The organism is Chelatococcus sp. YT9 (assembly GCF_018398315.1).
In the GTDB taxonomy this organism is placed as follows: domain Bacteria; phylum Pseudomonadota; class Alphaproteobacteria; order Rhizobiales; family Beijerinckiaceae; genus Chelatococcus.
Genome location: NZ_JAHBRW010000002.1, coordinates 611,332 through 635,258, shown reverse-complemented (window position 1 = coordinate 635,258; position 23,927 = coordinate 611,332). Strand labels below are relative to the sequence as shown.

The window sequence follows — 23,927 nt, the reverse complement described above, 5'->3', positions numbered from 1 at the left end:
GTAGCCTTTTCATGTCCAGAATGCTCACCATGTCTACTGCTGTGCCTTGAGGCGCGGATTGAGCGCGTCGTTGAGACCTTCGCCGACAAGATTGAGCGCCAGCACGGTGAGCAGGATGAGTACGCCCGGAATGGCCGCGATATACCACGCAGTCCGGATCGCCGGCCGGCCGATACCGATCATCGTGCCCCAGCTCATCAGATTGGGATCGCCTAGGCCGAGAAATGACAGACCCGCCTCGGTCAGGATCGCGCCAGCGACCATGATCGAGGACATGACGATAATCGGGGGCAGGGCGTTGGGCAGGATCTGGCGAAAGATGATCGCGGTTTCGCTCATGCCGAGCACGATGGAGGATTGAACGTATTCGCGCTCGCGCAATGACAGGAACTCGGCGCGAACGAGGCGCGCGATCGGCGGCCACGTCACCAGTCCGATCGCGAGGATCACGTTGATCAGCGACGCACCGAACAGCGCGACGAGCGCGAAGGCGAACAGGAAATTCGGTATGGTCTGGAAGACGTCGGTGACGCGCATCAGCACGTCATCGACCCAGCTGCGGAAATAGCCCGCGAAGGCGCCGATGAATATTCCGATCGTCAGCGCCGCCGCTGCTGCGGCGAGGCCGATCGTAAGGGAGACGCGCGCACCGACCAGCACGCCGCGGAGGATGTCGCGCCCGAGAGGGTCCGTGCCGAGTGGGCTTGCCAGCGACTGTCCAGGCCAGACGAAAGCGGCGCCGACCGTGTCCCAGGGGTCTCCCGGCACCAGCAGGGGCCCTATGATCGCCAAGATGATGATGATCCCGAGCAAGACGAACCCGACCACGGCGGAGGTGCGTCGTTTGTAGAGGCGCCAGAATTCACGGAAGCTCTTCATGTCAGCTGATCCCGATACGCGGGTCGAGGACCGCATAGATCAGGTCCGTGAAGATGTTGATGACCACCACCAGTGAGGATGCGAACAGCATCGTGCCGAGGAGCAGGTTGTAATCGCGTTGGAAGACGGCATCGAAGGCCAAACGGCCGAGGCCGGGCCAATTGAAGACCGTCTCGATCATCACCGCCCCTCCGAGCAGCGTGCCGATTTGAATGCCGACCATGGTGACCATGGGCAGGACCGCGTTCGGCAGCACGTGCCGGAACGCGATGCGGCGCGGCATCAGGCCCTTGGACCGTGCGGTACGGATATAGTCGAGGTTGTAGACCTCCAGCATCGAGGCGCGCATCAGTCGCGTATAGATCGCCATGTGATAGAGGGCGAGGGTCATGGCGGGCAGGATCAGGTGGCGGCCGACGTCAAGCGCGCTTTGGAGCCAATTATAGCGCCCGCCGATGGTGTACATGCCGCCCGTTGGCAACCAGCCGAGTTTGACCGAAAACAACACAATGCCCATCAGTCCGAGCCAGAACAGCGGCGTTGCATAGAACAGCAGCGCGAGCACGGAGATGACATCGTCCGTGAGTGTATTCACGCGTCTGGCGGAGATGACCCCGAGGAGAAGCCCGGCCGTGAAGGCGACAAGGATCGCCGTGAGCATGAGGATCAGGGTGGCCGGCAGGCGGGCCACAATCAGGTTCAAAACCGGCGTCGCGTTGCGGAATGAATAACCGAGGTCGAGCTGCAGAACGTTCCAGAAGTACTGCCCGAGTTGGATATAGAGCGGCTGGTCGAGACCGAAGCGCGCACGAAGGTCCGCCAGATACTGGGGATCGGCCGCGCCGAATTCGCCGGCAAGCAGATCGACCGTGTCACCTGGTGCCAAGTGCAGGATGATGAAATTCAGCACAATGATCGCGGCGACGGTTATGACACCGTGCCCTAACCGACGCATCACGTAAGGGGCGAGTGATTTCATGGGCTGTTGCGGCCTCGGTCCAGGGGTCGCACCGGCGCGCCCTCGGGCGGCGCGACGGATGTGGCTCGTCGGCATGCGCCCGACCGTCTGTCGGCCGGGCTCGCCTGAGATCACTCCTCGATGGAGACGTCCGCGAAGTTCTCGTAAAGACCGAGCGCGGTTGTGTTCAAGCCCTTGACCTTCTTGTTGTAGATCGAGAACCAGTCGATGTAGACGATTGGGAATGTCGGCAGGTCGGTCATCGCGATCTGTTGCATCTGCTTATAGATCTGCCGACGCTTTTCGGGATCGTTCTCGACCATGCCGGCCTCGAGCAGGCGGTCCATCTCGGGGTTCGAGTAGCTCGAGCCGTTCGAATAGGCCACGCCCGGCTGAATCGCTTTCGACCAGTAGAGGCGCTGAATGCCGATGACCGGATCGGCGATGTTCGACACCGAATAGATGTTCAGGTCGAAATCATTGTCGGTCCAGACCCGGCGGACATAGGTCGGTCCGTCCTGCGCGCGAAGCGTCAGCGTGATCCCGATCTTGGCGAGGTTCTGGCGCAGGATTTCGGCGGTCTGTCGGAAGGTGTCGCCGCTCGGCGAGTAGTCGATCGTGGCGGAGAAGCGCTTGCCGTCGGGACCGGCCTTGTAGCCCGCCTCGTCGAGAAGCTGAGCCGCCTTCTTGAGGTCGAACTCGTATTGCGGCACGTCGTCGGTGTAGAAATCGGACTGCTTGATCGTGATTGGGCCGCCCTTCGCCGCCGTGGCGAAGTCATGCCAGATATTCTTGACGATGAAGTCCTTGTCGATGGCATGGGCGATAGCCTGACGCACGCGGACATCCTGCCATTGCGGCTTGCGCAGGTTGAACTCGAAGTAGTTCACCGAGGTGTTGTACTCCCAGCCGTCGGTGCTGACCTCAAGCGTCGGGTTTTTGCCGAGCCGCGCGACGTCGGACAGGGGCACCACGTATTGCGCCCCATATTGTACCTCGCCGCTTTCAAGCGCTGCCGCGCGCGAGGCGCTGTCCGAGATGAAGCGGATGATCAACTGGTCGAGGTAGGGTTTGCCCTTGTCCCAATAGTTCTCATTGCGCTGCAGCAGCAAGTGGCTTCCCCGGACAAACTCGCCGAACTTGAATGGACCCGTCCCGATTGGCTTGGTATTGGCCGGGTTTCGCATCGGATCGCCGTTTTGGTAGATGTGCTTCGGCATGATCGGCGATTCAGCGCCGGCAAGTGCGCGCATCAGGTAAGGCGTCGGAGCGGACAGCTTGAAGACAGCCGTTTGCGCGTCCGGCGTCTCGACGGACTGCAGATTGGCGAAAGTTCCCTTGCCGCGCGGGTGCAGTTTCTTGAGAATCTCCATGAAGGTGAACTGGACATCTTCGGACGTGAAGGGCTTTCCGTCGTGCCAGGTCACGCCGTCACGAAGCTTGAATGTGATGGTCAGACCGTCGTCTGACGCCTTCCATTCGGTGGCCAGGCGGGGGATGAGGTTAAAGTTCTTGTCATAGCTCACAAGACCGTCGAAGAGCTTCGACGACACGACATAGACCGGCGAGGCGCTGTTCAGCGCTGAGACGAGGATTGACGGCTCCGGATCAAGGCTCATCGTCATGACCCCGCCCTGTTTGGGCTGGCTCACCGCCGGTGTCATCATCGGCGCGAGCGCCACGGCGGCCAGCGGAATGAGCGCGCTGCGCGCGAAGGCGCGCCGGGTCAACTTGGACTTCAGGAGGTCAAACGGCGTCATTTCCAGGCCCTCTGTTTTTTTGCATCGATACAATCGTCGTTATTGTGCTGTGTGGCCGAAGAGGCCAACGGTTTCTGGCGCGAAGAGTTCGTCGAGAGCAACCGGGCGATGCGAAACGCCCTGCTCCTGGCAATAGGTGAGGAATTTCGTGAGGGTGACCGTGTTGCGCGCCACACCGTAGGGCCAGAAGTCCTGGCCGAAGAGGGCGCGCGCCGCAGCGGCCTGCTCATACATCCATGGGAACGGATAGCGGGAGACCATGCTGTCTGCCATGCGGCGCAGGCTGTCCTGCTTGGCCGCCTCGAACGCATGGCACAGGTTCGCCGCGAGCCAGCGACTCGCTTCATAGATCTCGGAGCGAATGGCGACCACATGCATGATCGGGAAGATGCCGGTCTGCCGGTAGTAGTCGGCCTCGTCGGCCATCCCGCCGGAAAAGAGGCGAACGAGCGCTGGATCCGCGCCGAGAGCTCCATCGGGCGTATGGGATGAAATGATCGCGTCGAGCTCACCCGCGATCAGCATGTCATTGAGCGACTTGTTCTTTGCCTTCGTCACTTTGAAACCGGCCGGCCAGGCGATCGCGATATGGGGCGCATGGCCGGTCGCGTTGACGCTGCCCTCCACCCATTCGACAGAATCGAGCGCAACGCCGCATTCGTGCGCGAGAAAACCCCGCGCGTAGACCCCTGCCGTATGGGACCAGTCAGGAAAGCCGATGCGGCCGCCCTTGAGGTCCCGGGCGGACTTGATCGATCCATCTTTCCGCACGAAGAAGGCCGACTGACGGAACATGCGCGAGGGAAACACGGGGATGGCGGTCAGCGATTTGTCCCCCTGCGACAGCAGCGAGACATACATCGCCAGCGACATCTCGGAGATATCCCACTCGCGGAAACGGGTGAAACGGGCGAAGATATCAGGAACCGGCAGGTTCTGGATGTTCAGCCGGGCCCCTTTGACCGTCACCGCACCGCTGCACAGCGCCTGAACATGGTCGTATTCGCCTATGGCGAGTGACAGGAGAACCGGGTCGGTCATCGAGCTATCCTTGCTGTGCCGCGTCGGGGCAAATAGTCTTTCACGGTCATTCAACGGCCGGACTTCTGTCTCGGTCGTCGTCAAACCGGCGCAGCCGCACGAGGGTACTGAGAGCGGCGCAGGCCTGTCCCAGCGCCGAGGTGCGGCGGTTTGCGGTGACCGCGTTGGGGTTGCCGTTGCATTCGAGCCGCGGCTCTGTTTCGGCGGGTGCAAACCATGCCCCTGTCGCCATGACCGCAACGCCTTCGCGCACGCTCCCGGTCAGCTCAGCGCGGGCGAGGCAAGTTCCTCGCCCATTCTCGACGCGTACCCGATCGCCGTCGCTGATGCCGCGGCGGCGCGCATCGGCGGGGTGGATGGCGATTGGCTCGAGGTCGCCATCAGACTGCACTTGGAAAAGCTGGCTATGCAGTCGCTTGGCGGGCTGGTTGGTGACGAGGTGCAGTTGATCCGGCTCGGCATTGCCGAGCCATTCATGCGGCTCGAGCCAGGCTGGATGCGCCGGGCAATCCTGATAGCCGAAGGCTTCTATGCGCTCTGAATAAAGTTCGATTCGCCCCGACGGCGTCGGAAGAGGGCTTGAGATAGGATCGCTACGGAATTCTTCCAGAAGCACTTCCGGCCTTTCAGGCGCAGGAACGGCGAAGAAGCCGTCGGCCCAAAAGGTGTCGAAGTCCGGCACCGATACCGTCTCACGCCGACCCCTTGCTTCGGTCTTCTGCCACAGCCGGCGCAGCCACCCGAACTCGTCGAGACCTTCCGAGAACGCTTCGCCACAACCGAGACGCTCCGCCAGCTCTCCAAAAATCATAAAGTCGTCGCGTGCCTCCGCAAGCGGATCAATCAGCTTGGGCATCGCGAAGACGAAGGGATCGCGTGAGGAGCCGCCGAGATCGTTACGTTCGACGGTCGTTGTTGCGGGCAGGACGATATCCGCGCGGCGGGCGGTCGGCGTCCACCACGGCTCGTGCACGACAATCGTTTCCGGCCGCTGCCATGCCTGCTCCAGCGCAAATAGGTCTTGGGCGTGGTGGAACGGGTTGCCGCCGGCCCAATACACCATGCGGATGTCGGGAAAGGTGATCCTGCGGCCGTTGAAATCGATCGTTTCGCCGGGGCGGGACAAGGCATCGACTAGCGTCGCCACCGGGACCGCGCTGCGCGCAGGATTTTCGAGTCCGTCCTGAGTCGGTATATACCCGCGTCGCGCCGCGGCTCCGACGCCGTTCATCGACCCGTAGCCGAAACAGAAGCCTCCCCCCGGCAGCCCGATCTGGCCAAGAATGGCAGCGAGTGCGATCAGTGCCCAGAAGGGCTGCTCGCCGTGATCGGCGCGCTGGAGAGACCACGAGGCCGTCAGCATCACGCGACCACGGCGGAGCAATCCCCACAGGGTCTCGAGTTCAGCGGTGGTGATGCCGGCGATGCCCGCGGCCCAGGCGAAGGTTTTCTCGATGCCGTCCGTGTCGCCACGCAGATAGGCGGCCAGTTCGCCGTGACCCACGGCGTACCGTTCCAGGAATGGCAAGTCAGCACGCTTCTCCACGAAGGCGCGGTGAGCGAGCGCCAGGATCAATGCCGTATCGGTGTTCGGCCTGGGCGCGATGTGCAGCGCGTCGATGCCGGGGGGGATATCTTCGCGAAGCGGCGAAACAATCACGAATTTGGTGCCACGCCGGGCTGCGGCGTCAACATAGCGGGCCATGTGGTGCTGACCCGCACCCCCCGACGTCACACGCCAGTTCTTGGCATTGAGGCCCCCAAACGCTACCAGCACCTCAGTCTCTTCGGCGATCGTTCTCCATTCTGTCGCCGCGAATGCCACCGCGTCCGGGGTACCAAGCACATACGGCAGGATCGCATTCGCGGCGCCCCAGCTGTAGTTGCCCAGCTGATCGGTGAAACCTCCCGCTGCCGCGAGAAAGCGCCGCACGAGGCTGCGCGCATGGTGCAGGCGCCCGGCGCTGGACCAGCCGTAGGAGCCCCCGAGAATCGAAGCCGGACCGTACAGGTCCCGGATCCGCGCGACCTCTGAGGACACGATGTCGAGCGCCGTATCCCAGTCGACGGGAACCATGCGATCGACGCCGCGCCCGCTCCCGCCCGCAGCGTGACGATGGCGCAGGAAACCCTCGCGCACATGAGGGCGATCGATCCGCAGGGGCGAATGAACCAGGGCTGGCAGTGCGCCGATCATGTCGGGATCGGCCAGCCCATTCGCCCAGGGCCGCGCCGAAACGAGGCATCCACCGGTCACCTCGGCTTCGAACGCGCCCCAATGGCACAGGCTTATGGCGGTCGACCCCTTCATCCAGCTACTCGGCCGCGATGGCGGTCGGTTTGATCCGGAAGCCGTAACGCTCTTCCAGACCGAGGTCGCGGACAGCGTTCAGGCCGATCTGCAGATGATCGGCGGGCACCGCCTGCAGTGGCTTGCGCAGGGGGCCGGCCGGTAGACCGATGGCGCGCATCAGGGACTTGATCGCCACCGGATTGATCGCGGAATAAGCGAAATGCAGCATCGGCAGGTTGCGCAGCCATGCCTCTCGGCATGCGAAGGCGTCATCGCCGTTCTCCCACTTCTTCGAGATGACGGCCATCTCTTGCGGGATGATATTGCCGGTCATGTTGGCGGTTCCGTCACCGCCGAGCGCCATTGTTGGAATGACCAGGCCAAGGTTCGGCGAGCAGCAGCACATGATCGCCATGTCGGGCTTTGCGGCGCATACCTGTGCCACCTGACCGACGCGGGTGGTGGATTCCTTCAGAACCACCATGTTCGGGTGCTTGGCGAGCTTGAGAATGTCGGTCCAGTGCAGATCCGTCTTTACGCGAGGCGGATTGTTGTAGAAGCCGATAGGGAAATCGACTGCGTCGCAGACTTCCCAGGCATAGTCCGTGATTGCCGCATTGTCCGCGCAGATGTAGGCGGGAGCCGCAATGATCGCGCCGTCGCCGCCCTCGGCCTTGGCGTAGCGTACATAATCGATGGTGGTCTGCGTGTTGTTGCCGGTGCAGCCGTAATAGAACAGCATTTTGCCGGTCTTCATCTTCGCGGTGCGGGAGATGATTTCACGGCGCTCGTCCGGCGAAAGCATCGAGACCTCGCCGGTCGACCCCATGATGAGGACGGCTTCCGTGCCGTTGCTCTCATGCCAGGAAAGCAGCGTCTCAAAGCCTTGATAGTCGATCGAACCATCGGCGTTCATCGGCGTAATAAGGGCCACGAATGAGCCCTTTGGTTTGATATGTGCCATCCCTTTACCTCGCTTAGGACAAAGCCGAGGAAGGAAACGTGGCGCAGCCGATCAAAGCTCTCGTTGACCCGGACACGGCGACCAGCTGACATTCAGGCCGGACACAACCCCACGTCTCATCATCCCGATCTGCAGTCCATGGTGTCGGCTGCCGGCGAAAGATCAAATACAATTTTGTGACGGTGCTATGTGCAATAGTCATGGCCCCAGTCGCGTCACTTCGCTGAACTCGGCGAGCACGTCGGACAGGTGCCGGCAAAAGGTCTCTGCCGGGCGGCTGAGCGGGGTATCAGTCGGCTTGAAGATGTGGAAATCGAACGGAATCTCGGGCTTGAACGGGACCAAGCGCAGGTTGGTGCGAAATGCGCGCGGGGTCAGCGGGTCGACGATCGCGATGCCGACACCCGCGGCAGCCAGCCCGCATGCCGTGTATGACGGTTGGCTTTCCACTGCGATCTGCGGCTGGACATTGGCTTCCGCGAAGCTCTGCGTGATGTAGCTCGCGACGGCCGTATGGTGGGACAAGGCTACCAGTGGGTGGCCCTTGAGGTCACGCGGGGTAAGGACCTCGTGTCCGCGGAGAGGATGCTCCGGCAGCATCGCGCAGACGCAGCAGGTCCGGTACGAGGCGATCACATCGATATTATGCTGCAGGCCGAGAAACTGCCCTATGCCAAGATCGATCTGCCGGCTGGATATGAGATCGAGGATTTGCGGTGACCCGTAAACATCGTGCGCGATCGTCATGCTGCCGACATCGGCCAAGAGGCGCGCGATCGCCTTGGGCATGATCTCTAGGCTGATCATCGGCATGGCCGCCATGTTCAGCACCGCGCGTCTCAGGTCCCTGATTTCGCGCGCCACCTGCTCGAGCCGGTCGAGCCCATAGAACATGCGCGCCACTTCCTGCATGAACTGGCGCCCTTCGACCGTCGGCTCGATCTTGCCGCCCTTGCGCAGGAAGACGGGAAAACCGACGCTGTGTTCCAACTCCGAGATGAGACGGCTGACGGCTGGCTGGGAGATATTGAGGGCCTGCGATGCAGCGGTGACGGAGCCGTGCTGCATGACAAGCTTGAAAGCCCGAATCTGTCGCTCGTTCATTCTCTTCGCTCACCGGGCGCCTTACGTTTGGCTTCCGCCCCGGCCATGGGCTTCGACCTCATCCGCACGCCCCCACCGGATCCTCGAATCAACTTCTACCTAGTCTATAGGGCATCAGGATAGGAGATTTCAAAATTTGCGTGAGCGCATGCCAGCACAAGCGATGCACGATCCCGCATCGCTTTGCGTAGGCGATCAGGCATGCGGGGCTGGCAGCAAAGGTTAGCGCAGGGTTGTTGCCGGCTCGACATCGCCGCACGTCATCCGAGCAGACCTGCAGAGCACGAACAGCAGGCACGAACAGCAGAAGCCGCCGTACTGATCTCGCCACTGCACATTGCGCTCTACGAACCGCAACCCGGCGGCACGCGCTTCTCGAGCGGCAAATGTGCCGGGCTGCTTGAATAGCGCTCTGCCGAAGTCGCATCAGCGGCTCAAGAGATTGCAACCCGGCGCGGGCCTTGCACAGATTGGGCAGGCTCATAAGAGCGATCGTAGTTGGCGCAGGGGTTCTCGCCTCACTGGGGAGGCTGCGTTTCGTCCGGGCGCAACGTCAATACTTTGACGCCTTCACGCGTGACCGCGACTGTGTGTTCGAACTGGGCCGATAACTTCCCGTCCGCTGTGACCACGGTCCATCCGTCTTCTTCGGTGCGCACTGTCCTGCGCCCCTGATTGAGCATGGGTTCTATCGTGAAAACCATACCCTCCCGCAAGGTCGCGCCTGATCCCGGCTTTCCGAAATGCAGCACCTGCGGCGCCTCGTGCATCTCGCGCCCGATGCCATGACCACAATATTCCCGCACGATCGAATAGCCGTTCCGCTTGGCATGACGCTCGATGGCGTAGCCGATGTCGCCAAGTTTTGCGCCCGGGGCGCACGGCGCGAATTCCCTTCCACATCGCCTCATAGGTCGTGTGCACGAGCCGCTTGGCCGCAGGCGCCACATCGCCGATGAGAAAGGTCTTGCTCGAATCCGCGATGTAGCCGTTCTTCTCGAGCGTGATGTCGAAATTGACGATATCTCCGTTCTCAAGAACGTCGTCGCGCGACGGCACGCCGTGACAAACGACCGCGTTTCTGGAACTGTTCAGCACGAAGCCGTAGTCATACTGGCCCTTGCTGGCAGGCCGCGCGCCGAGCCTGTCGACGATGAAGGTCTCGACAAGGTCGTTGACCTCCAGGGTGCTCAACCCGGCAAGGGGCTGTTCGTCCAGATGCGCGAAGACGGAGGCGAGCAGCCTTCCGGAGGCCGCCAGCATTTCAACCTCGGCCGGCGTTTTCGTCATGTGGCTGTTGCCGCAAGATCGACGACGCTGACCCCCGCCTCCTTCAGCTCGCGCGCGACCAGCTCCTGGAAGGTGATGCCCGGGTTCAGCTCGCAGAGCATGCCGATCTTGATCCAGAAAGCGGCCTGGGCATTGATCGACCGGTAAGATGCCTTGCTCGCCCGCCGCAGCTGCTCGTGCAGCTCATCCTCGATGTTGACGATACCCATGGATTAAACCTACTATATGATTCATATGCAAATCATATAGTGGGGCGTCTGGCGCCGCAACAGTCGGCGTGGCACAGCGCGCCGATCGATGCCTTCCAAGCGGCTGCAGAGATCCACTGAGTTTGCGTTGACGAGATGAAAGTGGGGTCACACCATGAGCTAACCCATCGCAACCCGCGAGTGTCGCACTTCGGAAATCGTGTCAAACGCTTGCAGGCAGCGACGACCGTTGTCTTGGCAATCTGCCGCAGCCGATAGACCTGGCTGCTCACCCGGCATGTTCAAAGCTCGCCCGTTCGTTGATAAGGGGCGTCGTTGGATATCCGATTGTGCTAGCCGGGGGACCCGGGCGAGTTTGGATCAGATCGTTCGATCTCTATGTATCGAGAACCATTGGCGCGCGATAGCTCTCGAAATTCCCGCAGACACTGATGGATTGTCCGCTGATATGGGGAGCCAGATCAGACCCGAGGAAAGCCGCCATATCGGCAATTTCTTCCATCTGTACCTTTGTGTGCATGGAAATATTATGCAGGAAAAGTTTTTCGTACGTCTCGACGTTCATTCCGCGTGCGTGGGCCTGCTCTGCTATGATGCGTTGCCCGCGTGGGCCGTCTACGAGGCCGGGCAACAGGGTATTGACCCTCACCCCAATCTCGCCGAGCTCGATCGCGAGCACATCCGTCAAACCTCGAACAGCATATTTTGAAACAGAGTAAGGCGTGCGCAGAGGCATTCCGAGCCGTCCCGCCACCGAGGACATGTTGATGATGGCGCCCGAATGCTGTGCTCGGAAGAGCGGCACCGCTGCGCGAACCATGTAGAACATGCCGGTGATATTGACGTCGAGGGTCGACTGCCATTCTGTGTCCGTGATTTCGTCGACTGGTTTGGTCGGACCAGACACGCCGGCATTGTTCACGAGAATATCCAGGCGGTCGAAGCGCTTTCGAAATGCGTCGAAGAGCTGTTGGACGTCAGTGGCCCTGGACACGTCAGCACGAATGACGAGAGCGTCGGGGATCGCGGAAGCCGCGGCCGCGAGGCTCTGTTCGTCGATATCGCAAATGCAGATCGACGCGCCATATTCGACGAACCGCTTGGCGATCGCGAAGCCGATCCCGGCCCCGCCCGCTGTGATGATCGCTGTCTTTCCGGTAAGGTTCATCGCTTGCGATCCCTCTTCTATGAAACCTTTAGTTTCCGTGCCGTCTCGGTGCGGCGACGTTTCTCCGGGTCGACCTGCCCGGGATCGTTGATCCTGCCGACGTCCACGCGAAAATTCCGGGCGGAGTGCCAGATATCGCAGGCCAATGCGCGGGCCGCTCGCCTGGGTTCCCGGGCAACACAGCAGTCGACGACGCGGCTATGGAATTTCACACCGGAGGCAAAAAAGGCTCGCGGGTCCTCCAGGCTCTTGTGGGCATTCATCAAATAAGGGCCTGCCCGAAGCCAGAGCCCATTGATGATGTCCAGAAGCTGCGGCATCTCGGTCATCTCGTAGAGCGCGAAGTGGAATTCGCGGTTGGCGGTCATCACATCCGCCGGCGCATAGACATCGAGAGCTTTCGCCATCTTTTCATTGATCGCGGCCAACCGCCTCAGTTGAGCCGGGGTCGCGCGCCGTGCTGCCTCGGCCGCGGCGAACCCCTCCACGGTCATGCGCACACGGACCAGCTCACGGAACATGTCCGCGGAAAAAGGCGTGACCCTGAATGTGCGATTCGGCATCTGCACGAGAACATGTTCGGCCACTAGTCGCTGCAAGGCTTCACGGACCGGCATCGGGCTCGTACCCAGAATATCAGCGAGCCGACGAATGGTCAGCGCCTCTCCGGGTGCAAACATGCCGGTGAACAAGGCTTCCCTGAGCCGCCGGTAGACTTGGACTTGGATCGTTGCCGATTCGATCTGTCCAAGATTGACATCCATCTATTCTTGCTCCCGGACGCTGGTGTGCCGCCAACGAAATGTGGCTTAGCATGGAAAGCGCCTCGCTCAAATTGTGATCACAGATCAGAGATATTGACAAGCGCGCTTTTGCCGAGGATGCTTTTGCAAACGTCGACGCTGTGCCGGCACATCGTCAAAAAACTTGGGAGGCGCGCGTGGCTTCGGCTGTCGCCATTATCGGATCGGGATTCATCGGTCGCGGCTGGGCAATCGCCTTCGCGCGTCGCGGCTTTGATGTGAGGCTCTGGGACCCGCGAGCCGACGCGTTAGTCACGGCAAGAGACTATATCGCGGCAATCCTGCCTGATCTTGCTCAGGCCGATTTGCTCAATGGTCGTGGCGTCGACGAGATACTGGCGCGCATTGCGGCGGTTCCGACCTTGGAGGAGGCCGTGGACGGTGTCGTCCACGTGCAAGAAAACGCGCCGGAAATTCTCGACCTGAAGAGCGAGCTTTTCACGAAGCTTGATCGATCTACGCCCTCAGATGCGGTGATCGCGTCATCGACCTCGTCCTTGCTTCCTTCGGCATTCACAGCATCCCTGGAGGGCAGGGCGCGCTGCGTCGTGGCCCATCCGGTGAACCCGCCCCATTTGATCCGGCTGGTCGAGGTCGTTCCTGCGCCATGGACGTCGGAAGAGACCGTCACCAGGACGGTCGGGCTCATGCAGTCGCTCGGTCAGCAGCCGGTGCTCGTCAAGCGCGAGATCGACGGTTTCCTGTTGAACCGGTTGCAAGCGGCGATCCTGGATGAGTGCTTTCGCCTTGTCGACGGCGGATATGCGAGCGCGGAAGACATCGATGCTTGTATTCGTGACGGACTGGCCTCCCGCTGGATATTCATGGGGCCCTTCGAGACGATCGATCTCAACGCCCCTGCAGGGGTCCGCGATTACGTCGAACGTTACCAAGCCATGTTTCGCCGGATGACGGATACGATGCGCAGCTCCGCTGATTGGGCTGGCAGGGCGTTGGAGACGATTGAAGCTGAGCGACGTGAAGCCCTGCCTTTTGCTCATCTCAAGGATCGCCAGATCTGGCGTGATCGCAATCTGATCGAAGTTGCGAAATTCCGCAGAGATATGCTCGACGAACAGGATGCAAACGTAAAATGACCGAAAGATCTCCTGTCATCATTACTTGCGCCGTGACCGGCGGCATACATACCCCCACGATGTCACCGTTCCTGCCGATCACGCCGGAAGAAATCATCGCGGATTCGCTGGGAGCAGTGGAGGCCGGCGCTTCGATCCTGCACTTGCATGCGCGCAACCCGGAGGATGGACGGCCTGACCAGACGGTCGGAGCGTTCATGCGCTTCCTGCCGCGGCTGAAGCAGTCGACCAATGCTGTCATCAATATCACCTCCGGTGGCAGCCCGCATATGAAGCTGGAAGAGCGTGTCCTTCCAGCCGCCACGTTGAAGCCAGAGGTCGCCTCGCTCAACATGGGTTCAATGAATTTCGGCCTGTTCCCGTTGCTCGGGAAATATCCGGAGTTCAAGTTTGAGTGGGAGCGCCAGCATCTCGAGGCAACACGCGACGTCGTCTTCCGCAATACATTCAAGGACATCGAGTACATTCTCGAAACCTGCAGCGAGAATGGCACGCGCTTCGAGTTTGAGTGCTACGACATATCTCATCTCTACAACCTCTCCCACTTCGCGGAGCGTGGTCTCGTCAAACCGCCATTTTTCGTTCAGTCCGTGTTCGGCATCCTGGGGGGAATAGGAACCCATCCGGAAGACGTCGCGCATATGAAGCGCACCGCGGATCGGCTGTTCGGATCCGACTATCGATGGTCCGTGCTTGGTGCCGGTGCCAGCCAGTTGCGCATTGTGGCGCAGGCCGCCGCGATGGGGGCGAACGTGCGCGTCGGATTGGAGGACTCGCTGTGGGCCGGACCGGGACGCAAGGCTCAGTCGAGTGGCGAGCAGGTGAGACTTGCGCGTATGATCATCGAGGGGCTCGGCCTGCGCATTGCGACGCCCGAAGAGGCGCGCGAGATCCTACACCTCAAGGGAGGGGCGGACGTCGCATTTTGATCAGGCGGCGTCAGTCTGTGATGTGAACAATGCGAGACGGACCTGACCGGAAGTCGGGCCATGGTTGGAGGGAATGAACAATGAAAAGAAGAACGTTGCTCAAGGGCCTTGCCGCCGGCGCTGGTCTGTCGCTCGGCATGAAAGCCACCTACCTGCGTGCGCAGTCTGGCCCGTTGAAAATTGGCGTCTCCTACGCGCTGAGCGGCGTTGGTGCCCCAGTCGGAACTCAGTTCATGAAGGGAACTGAGATCGCGGCCATGCAGGTGAACCGCGACGGCGGCCTCCTCGGCCGGCAAATCGAACTGGTCGTGCGTGACGACAAGTACAACAGTGCGGAGTCTGTGGCGGTCGCGCGAGAGCTCGCGGGAGCAGGTATCAATCTGCTGATCGGCGGTTCGCAGACGGTAACGGCACTGGGGCTCGCCCCGCTCGCGCCTGAGCTCAATGCGGTGGTGATCATCGCCGGCGCGGCCGGCATGCCGGTCACCCACGAGCTCTTCAACCGCAACATCTTCCGGACCGTCGCGAACAATTACACCCAATATAGCTCGTTCGGACGGTCATTGATCGAGACCCATCCCGAGGTGAAGACCTGGATATCGATTGCTCCCGATGGCGATTTCGGACGCGATTCAGCTCTGTTCTTTGGCAATGCAGTCAAAAAATATGCGCCCGGCAAGGACGCGACCGTCCTCGACACGATCTTCACCCAGGGCACGGCGACTGATTTCCGCACCCAGATCAACGCCCTCATGAGTTCGAAGGCGGAGGGATTATATGTCGGCATCGCCGGTGCCGCCCAGATCAGCTTCTTCCAGCAGGCCCGTGGCGTCGGTCTTTACGACAAGTTCAAGGTGATTGGTGAGGTCGGCAACGGCGAAGTCACCGGCAAGGCCATGGGCCGAAACACTTATCCGAACCTGTGGTCGATCTCCTACTGGAATAACGACCTTGAGCCCTTCAAGAGCAATCCCCTCAGCCAGCAGCTCTACAAGGACTATGTCGAGTCCACAGGGAACAAATTTCCGCCGGCACTCGTCATGGCGGGCCAGCGCAGCGCGATGGCACTGTTCGAAGGTGTCAGGAAAGCTAAATCGAGTGAAACCGACGCCGTAATCGCTGCCATGGAAGACCTGACATTCCAGACGCCCGGCGGACCATGCAGCTTCCGCAAGGAAGATCACCAGTTGATAGCAACCAGCTATTATTCCCAGATGGGCCCGTCGGACAAAGACCCCTTCTACAAGATCATGCAGATGGCGCAGATCGATTCGTCTCAGATGATGGAACCCGCCGCTCCTGGGGTGAAATTCGACATCAAAGATCTTCCGCAATGATCAACCAATCCGTTTTTGTATTGTTCAACGGTCTGGCGTCGGGAATGGCATTCTTCCTGGTGGCAGCCGGTCTGACCTGGGTGTTCGGGATCCTCAAGATCCTGAACCTCGCCCACGGCGCCTTTTTCATGTTGGGCGCGTACATCGCCTATACGATCGGCGGCGCCTCTCCGGGGTCCCTCTGGGCGTTCATCGGCGTGGCACTTCTCGCGGCCATCGCCATCGGAATGATGGGGCTGGTGACGGACAAATTCGTGCTCGGCCGGTTGCGGAACGTCGACTACCACTATGTTCTCATCGCCACCTTCGGCCTGATGCTTTTCTGCGAAGGGGTCGCCAAGGCCATCTGGGGTTCGGATTATTATTCCGTCATGCCGCCGCCGGAGGTCGATACCGCAGTCAAAATCGGATCATCCTACATATCGCTTTACACGATCCTTGTAATTGCCATTGGTCTGGCGGCCTTTGCGGTTCTGGAACTGATCATGAACCGCATGTGGGCCGGCAAGATCATGCGCGCCGTCGCCAACGATCCTTGGATGGCCGGTACGATCGGCATCAACGTACCCATGGTGTTGATGCTCAGCGTCGTGGCGAGCTTCGCTCTCGCGGGTTTCGCGGGCGGAATACTCGTTCCCAACCAGACACTTTCGGTTCACGTCGGGAGTTCCTTTATCCTCTACGCATTTCTGGCGGTGGTCATCGGAGGGCTGGGAAGCATTCGCGGAACATTCATCGCCTGTATCCTTCTTGGCCTGGTCGAAAGCGCAAACGCGACGTTCCTCCCGGAATATGGCGGCATCGCCGTCTACATCCTCCTGGCCGTCTTCCTGGTCGCGCGTCCGCAAGGCCTGTTCCCTCCGCAAGGAGCATTGTGACATGACCGACGCATCTTGGACCCGGTCCGGGGAAGCGCCCTCGTTGACGGATCAGTATCTGCTCTCGGCATTCGGCGCAGTACTCGTCGTTTTGCTGTTCTTTGCGCCGGAACTGGTGAATCCGGGACTTCTGTTCATCATCGGAATGACGCTCATCCAGTCGGTCTTTGCGCTCTCGTGGAATCTTCTGTTCGGTTACACGGGGCTCGCCTCGTTCGGGCACGCGGGCTTTTATGCAATAGGCGCCTATTTCACGGGTGCGTCGCTGCGCTACGGCTTTCCGCTGCCTTTCGTGGTGACTTTGCTGGTTGCAGGTATCCTGGGTGCTTTGGTCGCCTATGTGATCGGCATCGTGGCGTTGAAGCGGCTGACAGGAATATTCCTTGCGGTGCTGACAGTGGCGCTGACAGAAGCGCTCGGCAAGATCATCGGTTTTACTCCGGCGCTCGGCGAGCAGGATGGGTTGGGGAATATTCCGCGGCCGGTGATTAACCTCGGCATCACGTCGCTCGATCTGACCCATAGCAATGCCTATTACCGCTTCCTTCTGATCGCCTGCCTGCTCGTCATTGGCGGGTTATGGTGGGTCATTCACTCACGTCTTGGCCGGACCTTCCGCGCCATACGCGAAGATGCCGACAGGGCGAGATTCATCGGTATCGATGTCGCGCGCTATCGGGTCATTTCCTTCATGATTTCGGGAGCGACCGCCGCCCTTGCAGGTGCGCTGTCAGCACCCTGGACCCGCATCGTGACGCTCGACCAGGTCAACTGGCTGGCCTCCACCCAGCCGATGCTGAACTCGCTGCTCGGCGGCTTCACCTCCTTTTGGGGGCCGGTTGTGGGCTCGGTGGTCTTCACGTCGATCAACTACTGGACACGCAACTATCCCGGCTTGTCGGAGATGCTGGTGGGCGGTGTGCTCGTTGTCATCATCCTCGTCGCGCCAACGGGCGTTCTCGGGATTCTCGGCAAGCTTCGCACGCGCCTTACAAGAGGAGGCCGGGCGTGAATGCACACAACCTATTGCTCCAGGCGGCCGATCTGCGCGTCAGTTACGGCGCCTTCGAGGTTATCAAGGGCGTCAGCCTGTCGGTCAGGGAGGGAGAGTCGCTTGCCATCATCGGCCCCAACGGTGCCGGCAAGACGACGTTGTTCAAGGCTTTGACAGGTGAAGTCAACTGCCGGTCGGGGAAGGTGAATTTCGGCGGCAAGGACGTTACGAGCATGCCGGCGCACGAACGCACGATCGAGGGCATGGGCCGCACGTTCCAGGTTTCACGCGTATTCCTGGAGCTGACGGCGCTCGAAAACGTCATCGTCGCGCTTGAGTCTCGCCGCAGGAGCCGGGGCGAACGCACCGGCGCCTGGTGGCAAACGGCGCCCTCGAGCGATCTCGTCGCGGAAGCTTGCCTGTTGCTGGAGCAACTCGGCATCGCGTCTTTGCATGGCGAGACGGCGGCGACCCTCTCCCATGGTGACAAGAAGCGGCTGGAGCTGGCGCTTGCGCTCGCCCTTGAGCCCAGAATCCTGATGCTGGACGAGCCGACCGCAGGCATGGCGCCCGCCGACCGCATGCGGATCGTCGAAGTCATCCTTCGGATCAGGCGCGAAAAAGGCGTAGCCGTGGTCATGACCGAACACGACATGGACGTGATCTTCTCCCTGGCCGACTCCGTCATGGTAATGAACTACGGCGAGGTCATCGCAGCTGGCAGCGTCGAGGAGGTCCGCAACGACCCCACGGTGCGTGAGGTCTATCTCGGCAAGGACATGTATCATGCTGCGGGTTGAAAACCTCAACGCCTACTATGGGCAAAGCCACATCCTGCAGGATATCAACCTTGCCGTTCCTGCTGGACAGCGGACGACAGTGCTCGGACGCAACGGCGCGGGCAAGTCGACACTGCTGAAGTCCATCGCGAATTCCGGTCCCCGCGTGGATGGGAAGGTCAAATTTGAAGGCCACACGCTGGGCAAGCAAGCCTGGTTCCGCCGCGCGAAAAGCGGACTAGCCTTCGTCCCGGAAGATCGGCGGATCTTCACGCATATCACCGTAGAGGAAAATATCGAGCTCGGTCGCTTCGGCGCATCCGCCGATCGCCCTGCGATCCCGCCAGAGCAGATCTACGAGTGGTTTCCGATGCTCGGACCCCTGCGCGCCCGCCTTGGGGGACAGTTGAGCGGCGGCCAGCAGCAGATGCTGAGTGTTGCCCGTGCCGTTGCCTCGCGCCCGAAGATTCTGTTGCTTGACGAGCCGACCGAAGGGCTGGCGCCGGTAATCGTGGAAGATCTTGCAAGAATAGTGAGCAAGATCTGCGCTGACCTCGGCATCACCTTGCTGCTGGTTGAGCAGAATATCTGGTTTGGCCGGCAGACGACATCGAACGTGTATGTGCTTGGGACCGGGGCGGTCGTTTTTTCGGGAACCTGGGAAGATTTCGACCGGGATGAATCCATTCGCAATCGTCATCTGGCGATTGCTTGATATTTTAATTCGAGAAGGATCTCACATGACTGACCGTTTCTCGGGCAGAGTCGCGCTCGTGACAGGGGGCGCGAACGGCATTGGGCGCGCGAGCGCCATCAAATTCGCCGAACAGGGCGCCAAGGTCGCAATCCTCGACATCGAGGATGGCCCGCTCCACGAGACTGCGGAGCTGATCAAGGCGGCTGGCGGCACGGCGCTGCCGATCGTCACTAATATGCGTGATCGGGAAGCGGTGAAGTCAGCGACAGACAAGGCCGCGGCTGATCTTGGCCCGGTCGATATCCTGCTCAATAATGTTGGGCAGACCGCGCGCAAGAACGCGTCGGAGTTCCTCGCCTCCGTCCCGGAGACCTGGGAGTTCGTCGTGGATCTCAATCTCATGGTGACGATGTATGTCACATGGCTTGTCGCTCCAGGGATGCGCGACCGCAAGTTCGGCAAGATCGTCAGCCTCTCGTCGGATTCGACGCTGATCGGCGACAAGAACATCGTGGACTATGCCGCGGCCAAAAACGGTGTGACGGGGTTCACGCGCGGCCTTGCCCGAGAGCTCGCGCCCTTCGGCATCAACGTCAATGCGATCGCTCCGGGCGTTACCAATACGCGTGGTCCAAAGCAACTCCCCAAGGAAACCTACGAGCAGGCGCTCAAGGAGATTCCCATCGGCCATTTCGCGGAGCCAGAGGATATTGCCAACGCCATCACGTTCCTCGCAAGCCAGGAAGCCCGCTGCATCACCGGTCAATTACTGGTCGTCAACGGCGGCCGCATCTTCTACTAGGAGGCACAGTTGCTCCATAATACCGGCCAATCCCTGATCAACTACGATCTTATCGGCCCACCTGAGGCACCGGTCGTCTGCATGACCCATTCGCTCACATCCGACTACGGGATGTGGGCCGAGCAGGTTCCGTCGATCCTCGCCGAAGGCTTCCAGGTCTTGCGCGTCGACATGCGTGGTCACGGCGGAAGCACGCCGACCAAGGGCGAGTATACGATCGAAGGGCTGGCGGCGGATGTCATATCGGTGCTGGACGCGCTCGGCTTCGACAAGGGCGTGCATCTGATCGGCCTGTCCATGGGCGGCATGATCGGTCAGGTGATCGCCGCGGATTATCCGGGCCGTCTTGCTTCGCTCATGGCGTGCTGCACGGCGGCAAAATGGGCGGGCGATACCGAACTCATGCTCGGCCGTCTCGCGGCCGTCAAGGCATCGGGGACGCTCGAGAGCATCGTATCCGCGAATATGGAGCGCCGTTACGGTGCGGGCTATCGGGAAAGGCGGCCGAAGCGGTGGGAAGCGTTGCGGGAAACGTTCCTTGGCACATCGCTCGATGGGTACTTTGGCTGCATGCACGCCTGCCTCACGCACAATGTGGAGGACCGGCTGCAGAACATCGACATCCCGACGCTGGTCGTTGCAGGTTCAGCCGATCTGTCGACGCCACCGAGCGACAACAAGCTGATTGCTTCGAAGATCAAGGGCGCGCGCTATGTCGAGATGAAGGACGGCTATCACTTTCCGAACATCGAGTTTGACGAAGACTTCAACCGTATCATGGTTGACTGGTTGCGGAAGGTGCGCGGCTAGGCCGCGCAACTGACGTCAGTGGTACGTGCGACCGTTGTCGACCGCCAGGGCGATACCGGTCACGGCCGATGCTTCGTTCGACATGAGGTAGAGAATACCGTTGGCGATGTCTTCGGGGACGCAGAGCCTCTTCATGGCGTAGGCGTCCGCGAGTTTCTGGCGGCGGGCGGTATCGGCTGGAGGAATCTCGTTGTCGGTCATCGGTGTCTCCGTCGCACCCGGACAGATCGTGTTTGCCCGGATATTGGGGGCGAGTTCCATGGCGAGGCATTTGGTGAACATCATCACGCCAGCCTTCGAGGCCGCATAGGCTGAACCGGTGAGAGAGGGCAGCAGGGCCTGGCCCGACGCGATGTTAACAATGGCGGCGCCCGGCGCCTCGCGAAGGTAGGGCAGCGCAGCCTGGCACACGAGAAACGTCCCGGTGAGATTGACGTCGAGGACCCTGCGCCAATGTTCCGGGTCGATTGATCCAAACGATCGGGAAGAGAGTATGCCCGCCGAGTTCAGCAACCCGTCGATGCCTCCCATGCTCTCAGAGGCGCGCGCCATGGCCTTTTCCACGTCCGCGGCGTCGGTGACATCGACGCGCACGACCGTACCTCCTGTTTCCGCAGCAGTCGCCTTGGCGGCTTCTTCATTCTGGTCCAGAAGCGCGAGCATGGCGCCCTCGCGCGCGAACACCTGCGCGGAAGCGCGGCCTAGACCGGATCCCGCTCCGGTGATCACAATCCTCCTGCCTGCCAATCGCCCGGCCATGTTTCCTCCTGTCGATGCAATTCTCGGTTGGACAACTATCGCCCGGTGGAGACGCGACGCGCGAATACCTTTATTGAAGCTGATCGATGCTTACTGGGTATTGTGATGCTGCAAACGCGTCAGATGCGCTATTTCGTTGCCGTGGCGGAGGAGCTGAACTTTCATCGGGCAAGTCACCGGCTCCATATTTCCCAGCCGGCGCTTTGGCGCCAAATTCGGGATCTCGAGCGCGACGTCGGGGTCGCTCTGCTCGATCGTCAGGTGCGGGGCATTGCGCTCACCGAGGCAGGTCGCTCCTTCCTGGAAGACTGTCGCGATATTCTGGAGCGGATGGAGGCGGCTCGGCTGCAGGCGCAGCGGGTCGCTCTCGGCCAGGTTGGAACCCTCAATATCGGCTTCAATGAGATAGCGGGACGCAGGCGCGAACTGCCGCGTTTCCTCAAGGAATTTCGGGAGATCTATCCCGGCATCAATCTCCAGCTCCACGTGATGATGTCACAGCGGCAGATCGAGGCGCTGCGCAATCACGAGATCGACGCCGGCTTTCTGTTTCGCCACGCCGGGGAACGCAATGACTTTGATTCATTGATCGTCGGCCAGGACAATTTCGTCCTCGCGCTCCCCCGTGAGCACGCGCTGGCGCGTAAGCCCTCGCTCCTGCTAGCTGATCTTGCGGGCCAGCCGCTCATCATGCCCAATCCGCGAAACAACGGAATTACGCACGAGAAGCTGGTGGGAGCCATGGAGGCGGCGGGATACATGCCCCTCGTTGCGCAATTCGCCGATAACGAGAACACCTTGATCAACCTTGTGGCCGCGGGCATGGGCCTCGCGTTTGTGAATTCGTCCTGTCGTGTGCCCCATGCGCAGAGCGTCACGTTACGCCCAATCGCCGATCTGACGTTACCTGTCGCCCTCGAACTGACCTGGCTTCCGTCCAATTTGAATCCTGCGCTGCCTCGCTTCGTAGCGCTCGTTGATCAACTGTCCGGTGATCTCGACCAGATCGAACATCTCCTCGAAACCGGAATGGGCTAGTCGATACCCTCAAGGTATCGCTTGCGGACGGAGACAGCATTGGCTGAGAGTCGAGCAGCCCCATATCCTGCGGACGATAGACAATAAGCGACGCGCCAACGGCGACAATCGCGAGATGCCGACTAGGGAAGAGCCATGAACGTGCAAAATCCGGGCTGGAAGGCCGCAACCGATACGATCCCCGAACGGGCAAGACAGATTGCACCTCTTGTGCGTGCGGAGGCCGCTGAGTCCGAGCGCATTGGCACCATGACGCCCAAGGTGCTGGCAGCCATGAAGGAAGCGGGCCTGTTTTGGATGCTCGTCCCGCGCGAACTCGGCGGCTCCCAAGCCAGGATGGTGGAATGCATGGAGGCCTGGGAGGAGATTTCCGCAGCCGATGCATCGGCCGGCTGGTCTCTTATGGCCAACTCCACGGGCACGGCTGCCGCGACGGCGTTTTGCAGCGACGAAGCCGTCGCACAGATGTACAGCGGTCCCGAATTGCCGATTATGGCGGGTATGCTCGGGCCCGGCGGGACGAGCGTCGAGACGCCGGAAGGCTTGAGAGGATCCGGAAAATACCGGTTCGGAAGCGGTTCACTGCATGCAACGTGGCTCGGTTCGGGGATGCTGGTGATGGATGACAAGCTCATCCGCAAGCTGCCGGACGGCAACCCGCAGGTGCGCGTCTGCTGGCTGCCGCGTGACAAGGCGCAATTCGACGAGAATTGGGATGTCATGGGACTGCAGGGCACGGGCAGTGTCGACTACAGCCTGACGGATGTCGTCGTGCCGAATGGTTTCCATCACGAACGCACCATCAGCCGTGGTCTGCGTGACTGGCGCCTCTACGACATCGGCATTCCGGGCCTCGCATGTGCCGGCCATACCGGCGTGGCGTTGGGCTTGATGAAGCGAGCGCTCGAGGAGATTACGCGCATTGCGTTCGCAAAGAAGCGTCCTGCTTACCAGACGGTCCTCGGGGAGCAGCCGGTCTTCCGGCATGAATTTGCCTATCATGAGGCAAGTTACCGGGCTGCGAGGGCCTTTACGATGGAGCTCTACGACGAGACGGAGCGCTATATTGAAGCCGGCAACGAACTGACCAGGGCGATGTCCGCTAGATTTCGGCAGAACGTCATTTATGTGCACAAGGTCGCGGCCGAGGTCGTCCGCTTCTGCTACACGATGGGCGGTTCAGAGTCCTTGCGTAATCCGAGCGACCTCGGACGGTGCATGCGCGACATGTCCGCTGCCACGCAGCACATCTTTGTCGATACGATCGCCATGCAGGACGTCGCGGTACCTCTCCTTGACGACTGGAAGCAAGTCGTCGCAGCAAATAGGCAGGCTTGA

General features: G+C 60.8%; 22 protein-coding genes and 1 pseudogene. 11 read left to right on the top strand and 12 right to left on the bottom strand.

What is annotated here, in order from left to right; all coding sequences use genetic code 11:
- Positions 1-33: 33 nt before the first annotated feature.
- The 11 genes and pseudogenes from KIO76_RS22985 to KIO76_RS22935 form a co-directional block, all read right to left on the bottom strand.
- Positions 34-879, bottom strand: a complete 846-nt coding sequence (locus KIO76_RS22985; protein ID WP_213325913.1) for an ABC transporter permease — start codon at positions 877-879, stop codon at positions 34-36.
- 1 nt (position 880) lies between these two features.
- Positions 881-1,858: an ABC transporter permease gene (locus KIO76_RS22980; RefSeq protein WP_213325912.1), complete on the bottom strand. Its 978-nt coding sequence runs from the start codon at positions 1,856-1,858 to the stop codon at positions 881-883.
- Between the two features lie 110 nt (positions 1,859-1,968).
- On the bottom strand, positions 1,969-3,597 hold the full coding sequence (locus KIO76_RS22975; protein ID WP_213325911.1) for an ABC transporter substrate-binding protein: 1,629 nt from the start codon (positions 3,595-3,597) through the stop codon (positions 1,969-1,971).
- A gap of 39 nt (positions 3,598-3,636) precedes the next feature.
- On the bottom strand, positions 3,637-4,638 hold the full coding sequence (locus KIO76_RS22970; protein WP_213325910.1) for a substrate-binding domain-containing protein: 1,002 nt from the start codon (positions 4,636-4,638) through the stop codon (positions 3,637-3,639).
- A gap of 46 nt (positions 4,639-4,684) precedes the next feature.
- On the bottom strand, positions 4,685-6,949 hold the full coding sequence (locus KIO76_RS22965; protein ID WP_213325909.1) for a molybdopterin-dependent oxidoreductase: 2,265 nt from the start codon (positions 6,947-6,949) through the stop codon (positions 4,685-4,687).
- 4 nt (positions 6,950-6,953) lie between these two features.
- Positions 6,954-7,895 (bottom strand): dihydrodipicolinate synthase family protein, encoded by a 942-nt coding sequence (locus tag KIO76_RS22960; protein ID WP_213325908.1) that lies wholly within the window; start codon positions 7,893-7,895, stop codon positions 6,954-6,956.
- Positions 7,896-8,093: 198 nt separating this feature from the next.
- Positions 8,094-8,999 carry a LysR substrate-binding domain-containing protein gene (locus KIO76_RS22955; protein WP_213325907.1) on the bottom strand — a complete coding sequence of 302 codons (906 nt, stop codon included), beginning with the start codon at positions 8,997-8,999 and terminating at the stop codon, positions 8,094-8,096.
- Between the two features lie 518 nt (positions 9,000-9,517).
- A pseudogene (gene map, locus KIO76_RS22950) lies at positions 9,518-10,289 on the bottom strand (type I methionyl aminopeptidase).
- Complete coding sequence (locus KIO76_RS22945; RefSeq protein ID WP_213325906.1) at positions 10,286-10,498, bottom strand: ParD-like family protein; 213 nt, start codon at positions 10,496-10,498, stop codon at positions 10,286-10,288. The pseudogene map and the gene KIO76_RS22945 overlap by 4 nt, the downstream one beginning before the upstream one ends.
- Before the next feature lie 376 nt (positions 10,499-10,874).
- A complete protein-coding gene (locus KIO76_RS22940) occupies positions 10,875-11,666 on the bottom strand; it encodes an SDR family oxidoreductase (protein ID WP_213325905.1) in 792 nt (263 codons plus the stop codon).
- 17 nt (positions 11,667-11,683) lie between these two features.
- Positions 11,684-12,430 (bottom strand): GntR family transcriptional regulator, encoded by a 747-nt coding sequence (locus KIO76_RS22935; protein ID WP_213325904.1) that lies wholly within the window; start codon positions 12,428-12,430, stop codon positions 11,684-11,686.
- Between the two features lie 176 nt (positions 12,431-12,606).
- Between KIO76_RS22935 and KIO76_RS22930 the strand changes: the two genes are divergently transcribed.
- The 9 genes from KIO76_RS22930 to KIO76_RS22890 all read left to right on the top strand — a co-directional run bounded on the left by KIO76_RS22930 (position 12,607) and on the right by KIO76_RS22890 (position 20,792).
- The gene (locus KIO76_RS22930) at positions 12,607-13,566 is read left to right on the top strand and encodes a 3-hydroxyacyl-CoA dehydrogenase (RefSeq protein WP_213325903.1); all 960 of its coding nucleotides are present in this window, start codon (positions 12,607-12,609) and stop codon (positions 13,564-13,566) included.
- Complete coding sequence (gene kce, locus KIO76_RS22925; RefSeq protein WP_213325902.1) at positions 13,563-14,495, top strand: 3,5-dioxohexanoate:acetyl-CoA acetone transferase; 933 nt, start codon at positions 13,563-13,565, stop codon at positions 14,493-14,495. The genes KIO76_RS22930 and kce overlap by 4 nt, the downstream gene beginning before the upstream one ends.
- A gap of 80 nt (positions 14,496-14,575) precedes the next feature.
- Positions 14,576-15,832 carry an ABC transporter substrate-binding protein gene (locus KIO76_RS22920; RefSeq protein ID WP_213325901.1) on the top strand — a complete coding sequence of 419 codons (1,257 nt, stop codon included), beginning with the start codon at positions 14,576-14,578 and terminating at the stop codon, positions 15,830-15,832.
- Positions 15,829-16,710: a branched-chain amino acid ABC transporter permease gene (locus tag KIO76_RS22915; RefSeq protein ID WP_213325900.1), complete on the top strand. Its 882-nt coding sequence runs from the start codon at positions 15,829-15,831 to the stop codon at positions 16,708-16,710. The genes KIO76_RS22920 and KIO76_RS22915 overlap by 4 nt, the downstream gene beginning before the upstream one ends.
- A gap of 1 nt (position 16,711) precedes the next feature.
- Positions 16,712-17,722: a branched-chain amino acid ABC transporter permease gene (locus KIO76_RS22910; protein WP_213325899.1), complete on the top strand. Its 1,011-nt coding sequence runs from the start codon at positions 16,712-16,714 to the stop codon at positions 17,720-17,722.
- Complete coding sequence (locus tag KIO76_RS22905) at positions 17,719-18,504, top strand: ABC transporter ATP-binding protein (RefSeq protein ID WP_291976157.1); 786 nt, start codon at positions 17,719-17,721, stop codon at positions 18,502-18,504. Before KIO76_RS22910 ends, KIO76_RS22905 begins: the two co-directional genes overlap by 4 nt.
- On the top strand, positions 18,491-19,198 hold the full coding sequence (locus KIO76_RS22900; RefSeq protein WP_213325898.1) for an ABC transporter ATP-binding protein: 708 nt from the start codon (positions 18,491-18,493) through the stop codon (positions 19,196-19,198). The genes KIO76_RS22905 and KIO76_RS22900 overlap by 14 nt, the downstream gene beginning before the upstream one ends.
- Positions 19,199-19,223: 25 nt before the next feature.
- Complete coding sequence (locus KIO76_RS22895; RefSeq protein ID WP_213325897.1) at positions 19,224-19,982, top strand: SDR family NAD(P)-dependent oxidoreductase; 759 nt, start codon at positions 19,224-19,226, stop codon at positions 19,980-19,982.
- Positions 19,983-19,991: 9 nt separating this feature from the next.
- Entirely contained in the window at positions 19,992-20,792 is an 801-nt protein-coding gene (locus KIO76_RS22890; RefSeq protein WP_213325896.1) for an alpha/beta fold hydrolase, read from the top strand.
- Between the two features lie 15 nt (positions 20,793-20,807).
- Here KIO76_RS22890 and KIO76_RS22885 read toward each other — a convergent pair whose 3' ends face one another.
- Positions 20,808-21,551: an SDR family NAD(P)-dependent oxidoreductase gene (locus KIO76_RS22885; RefSeq protein ID WP_213325895.1), complete on the bottom strand. Its 744-nt coding sequence runs from the start codon at positions 21,549-21,551 to the stop codon at positions 20,808-20,810.
- Between the two features lie 105 nt (positions 21,552-21,656).
- Between KIO76_RS22885 and KIO76_RS22880 the strand changes: the two genes are divergently transcribed.
- Both KIO76_RS22880 and KIO76_RS22875 read left to right on the top strand, forming a co-directional pair.
- Entirely contained in the window at positions 21,657-22,589 is a 933-nt protein-coding gene (locus KIO76_RS22880; protein WP_213325894.1) for a LysR family transcriptional regulator, read from the top strand.
- Between the two features lie 135 nt (positions 22,590-22,724).
- A complete protein-coding gene (locus KIO76_RS22875; RefSeq protein WP_213325893.1) occupies positions 22,725-23,927 on the top strand; it encodes an acyl-CoA dehydrogenase family protein in 1,203 nt (400 codons plus the stop codon).

What these genes read in the sequence shown, in the direction of transcription:
- KIO76_RS22985 (WP_213325913.1), bottom strand. Translation starts at nt 879, where the DNA reads ATGAAGAGCTTCCGTGAATTCTGGCGCCTCTACAAACGACGCACCTCC.
- KIO76_RS22980 (WP_213325912.1), bottom strand. Translation starts at nt 1,858, where the DNA reads ATGAAATCACTCGCCCCTTACGTGATGCGTCGGTTAGGGCACGGTGTC.
- KIO76_RS22975 (WP_213325911.1), bottom strand. Translation starts at nt 3,597, where the DNA reads ATGACGCCGTTTGACCTCCTGAAGTCCAAGTTGACCCGGCGCGCCTTC.
- KIO76_RS22970 (WP_213325910.1), bottom strand. Translation starts at nt 4,638, where the DNA reads ATGACCGACCCGGTTCTCCTGTCACTCGCCATAGGCGAATACGACCAT.
- KIO76_RS22965 (WP_213325909.1), bottom strand. Translation starts at nt 6,949, where the DNA reads ATGAAGGGGTCGACCGCCATAAGCCTGTGCCATTGGGGCGCGTTCGAA.
- KIO76_RS22960 (WP_213325908.1), bottom strand. Translation starts at nt 7,895, where the DNA reads ATGGCACATATCAAACCAAAGGGCTCATTCGTGGCCCTTATTACGCCG.
- KIO76_RS22955 (WP_213325907.1), bottom strand. Translation starts at nt 8,999, where the DNA reads ATGAACGAGCGACAGATTCGGGCTTTCAAGCTTGTCATGCAGCACGGC.
- KIO76_RS22945 (WP_213325906.1), bottom strand. Translation starts at nt 10,498, where the DNA reads ATGGGTATCGTCAACATCGAGGATGAGCTGCACGAGCAGCTGCGGCGG.
- KIO76_RS22940 (WP_213325905.1), bottom strand. Translation starts at nt 11,666, where the DNA reads ATGAACCTTACCGGAAAGACAGCGATCATCACAGCGGGCGGGGCCGGG.
- KIO76_RS22935 (WP_213325904.1), bottom strand. Translation starts at nt 12,430, where the DNA reads ATGGATGTCAATCTTGGACAGATCGAATCGGCAACGATCCAAGTCCAA.
- kce (WP_213325902.1), top strand. Translation starts at nt 13,563, where the DNA reads ATGACCGAAAGATCTCCTGTCATCATTACTTGCGCCGTGACCGGCGGC.
- KIO76_RS22920 (WP_213325901.1), top strand. Translation starts at nt 14,576, where the DNA reads ATGAAAAGAAGAACGTTGCTCAAGGGCCTTGCCGCCGGCGCTGGTCTG.
- KIO76_RS22915 (WP_213325900.1), top strand. Translation starts at nt 15,829, where the DNA reads ATGATCAACCAATCCGTTTTTGTATTGTTCAACGGTCTGGCGTCGGGA.
- KIO76_RS22910 (WP_213325899.1), top strand. Translation starts at nt 16,712, where the DNA reads ATGACCGACGCATCTTGGACCCGGTCCGGGGAAGCGCCCTCGTTGACG.
- KIO76_RS22900 (WP_213325898.1), top strand. Translation starts at nt 18,491, where the DNA reads ATGCTGCGGGTTGAAAACCTCAACGCCTACTATGGGCAAAGCCACATC.
- KIO76_RS22895 (WP_213325897.1), top strand. Translation starts at nt 19,224, where the DNA reads ATGACTGACCGTTTCTCGGGCAGAGTCGCGCTCGTGACAGGGGGCGCG.
- KIO76_RS22885 (WP_213325895.1), bottom strand. Translation starts at nt 21,551, where the DNA reads ATGGCCGGGCGATTGGCAGGCAGGAGGATTGTGATCACCGGAGCGGGA.
- KIO76_RS22880 (WP_213325894.1), top strand. Translation starts at nt 21,657, where the DNA reads ATGCTGCAAACGCGTCAGATGCGCTATTTCGTTGCCGTGGCGGAGGAG.
- KIO76_RS22875 (WP_213325893.1), top strand. Translation starts at nt 22,725, where the DNA reads ATGAACGTGCAAAATCCGGGCTGGAAGGCCGCAACCGATACGATCCCC.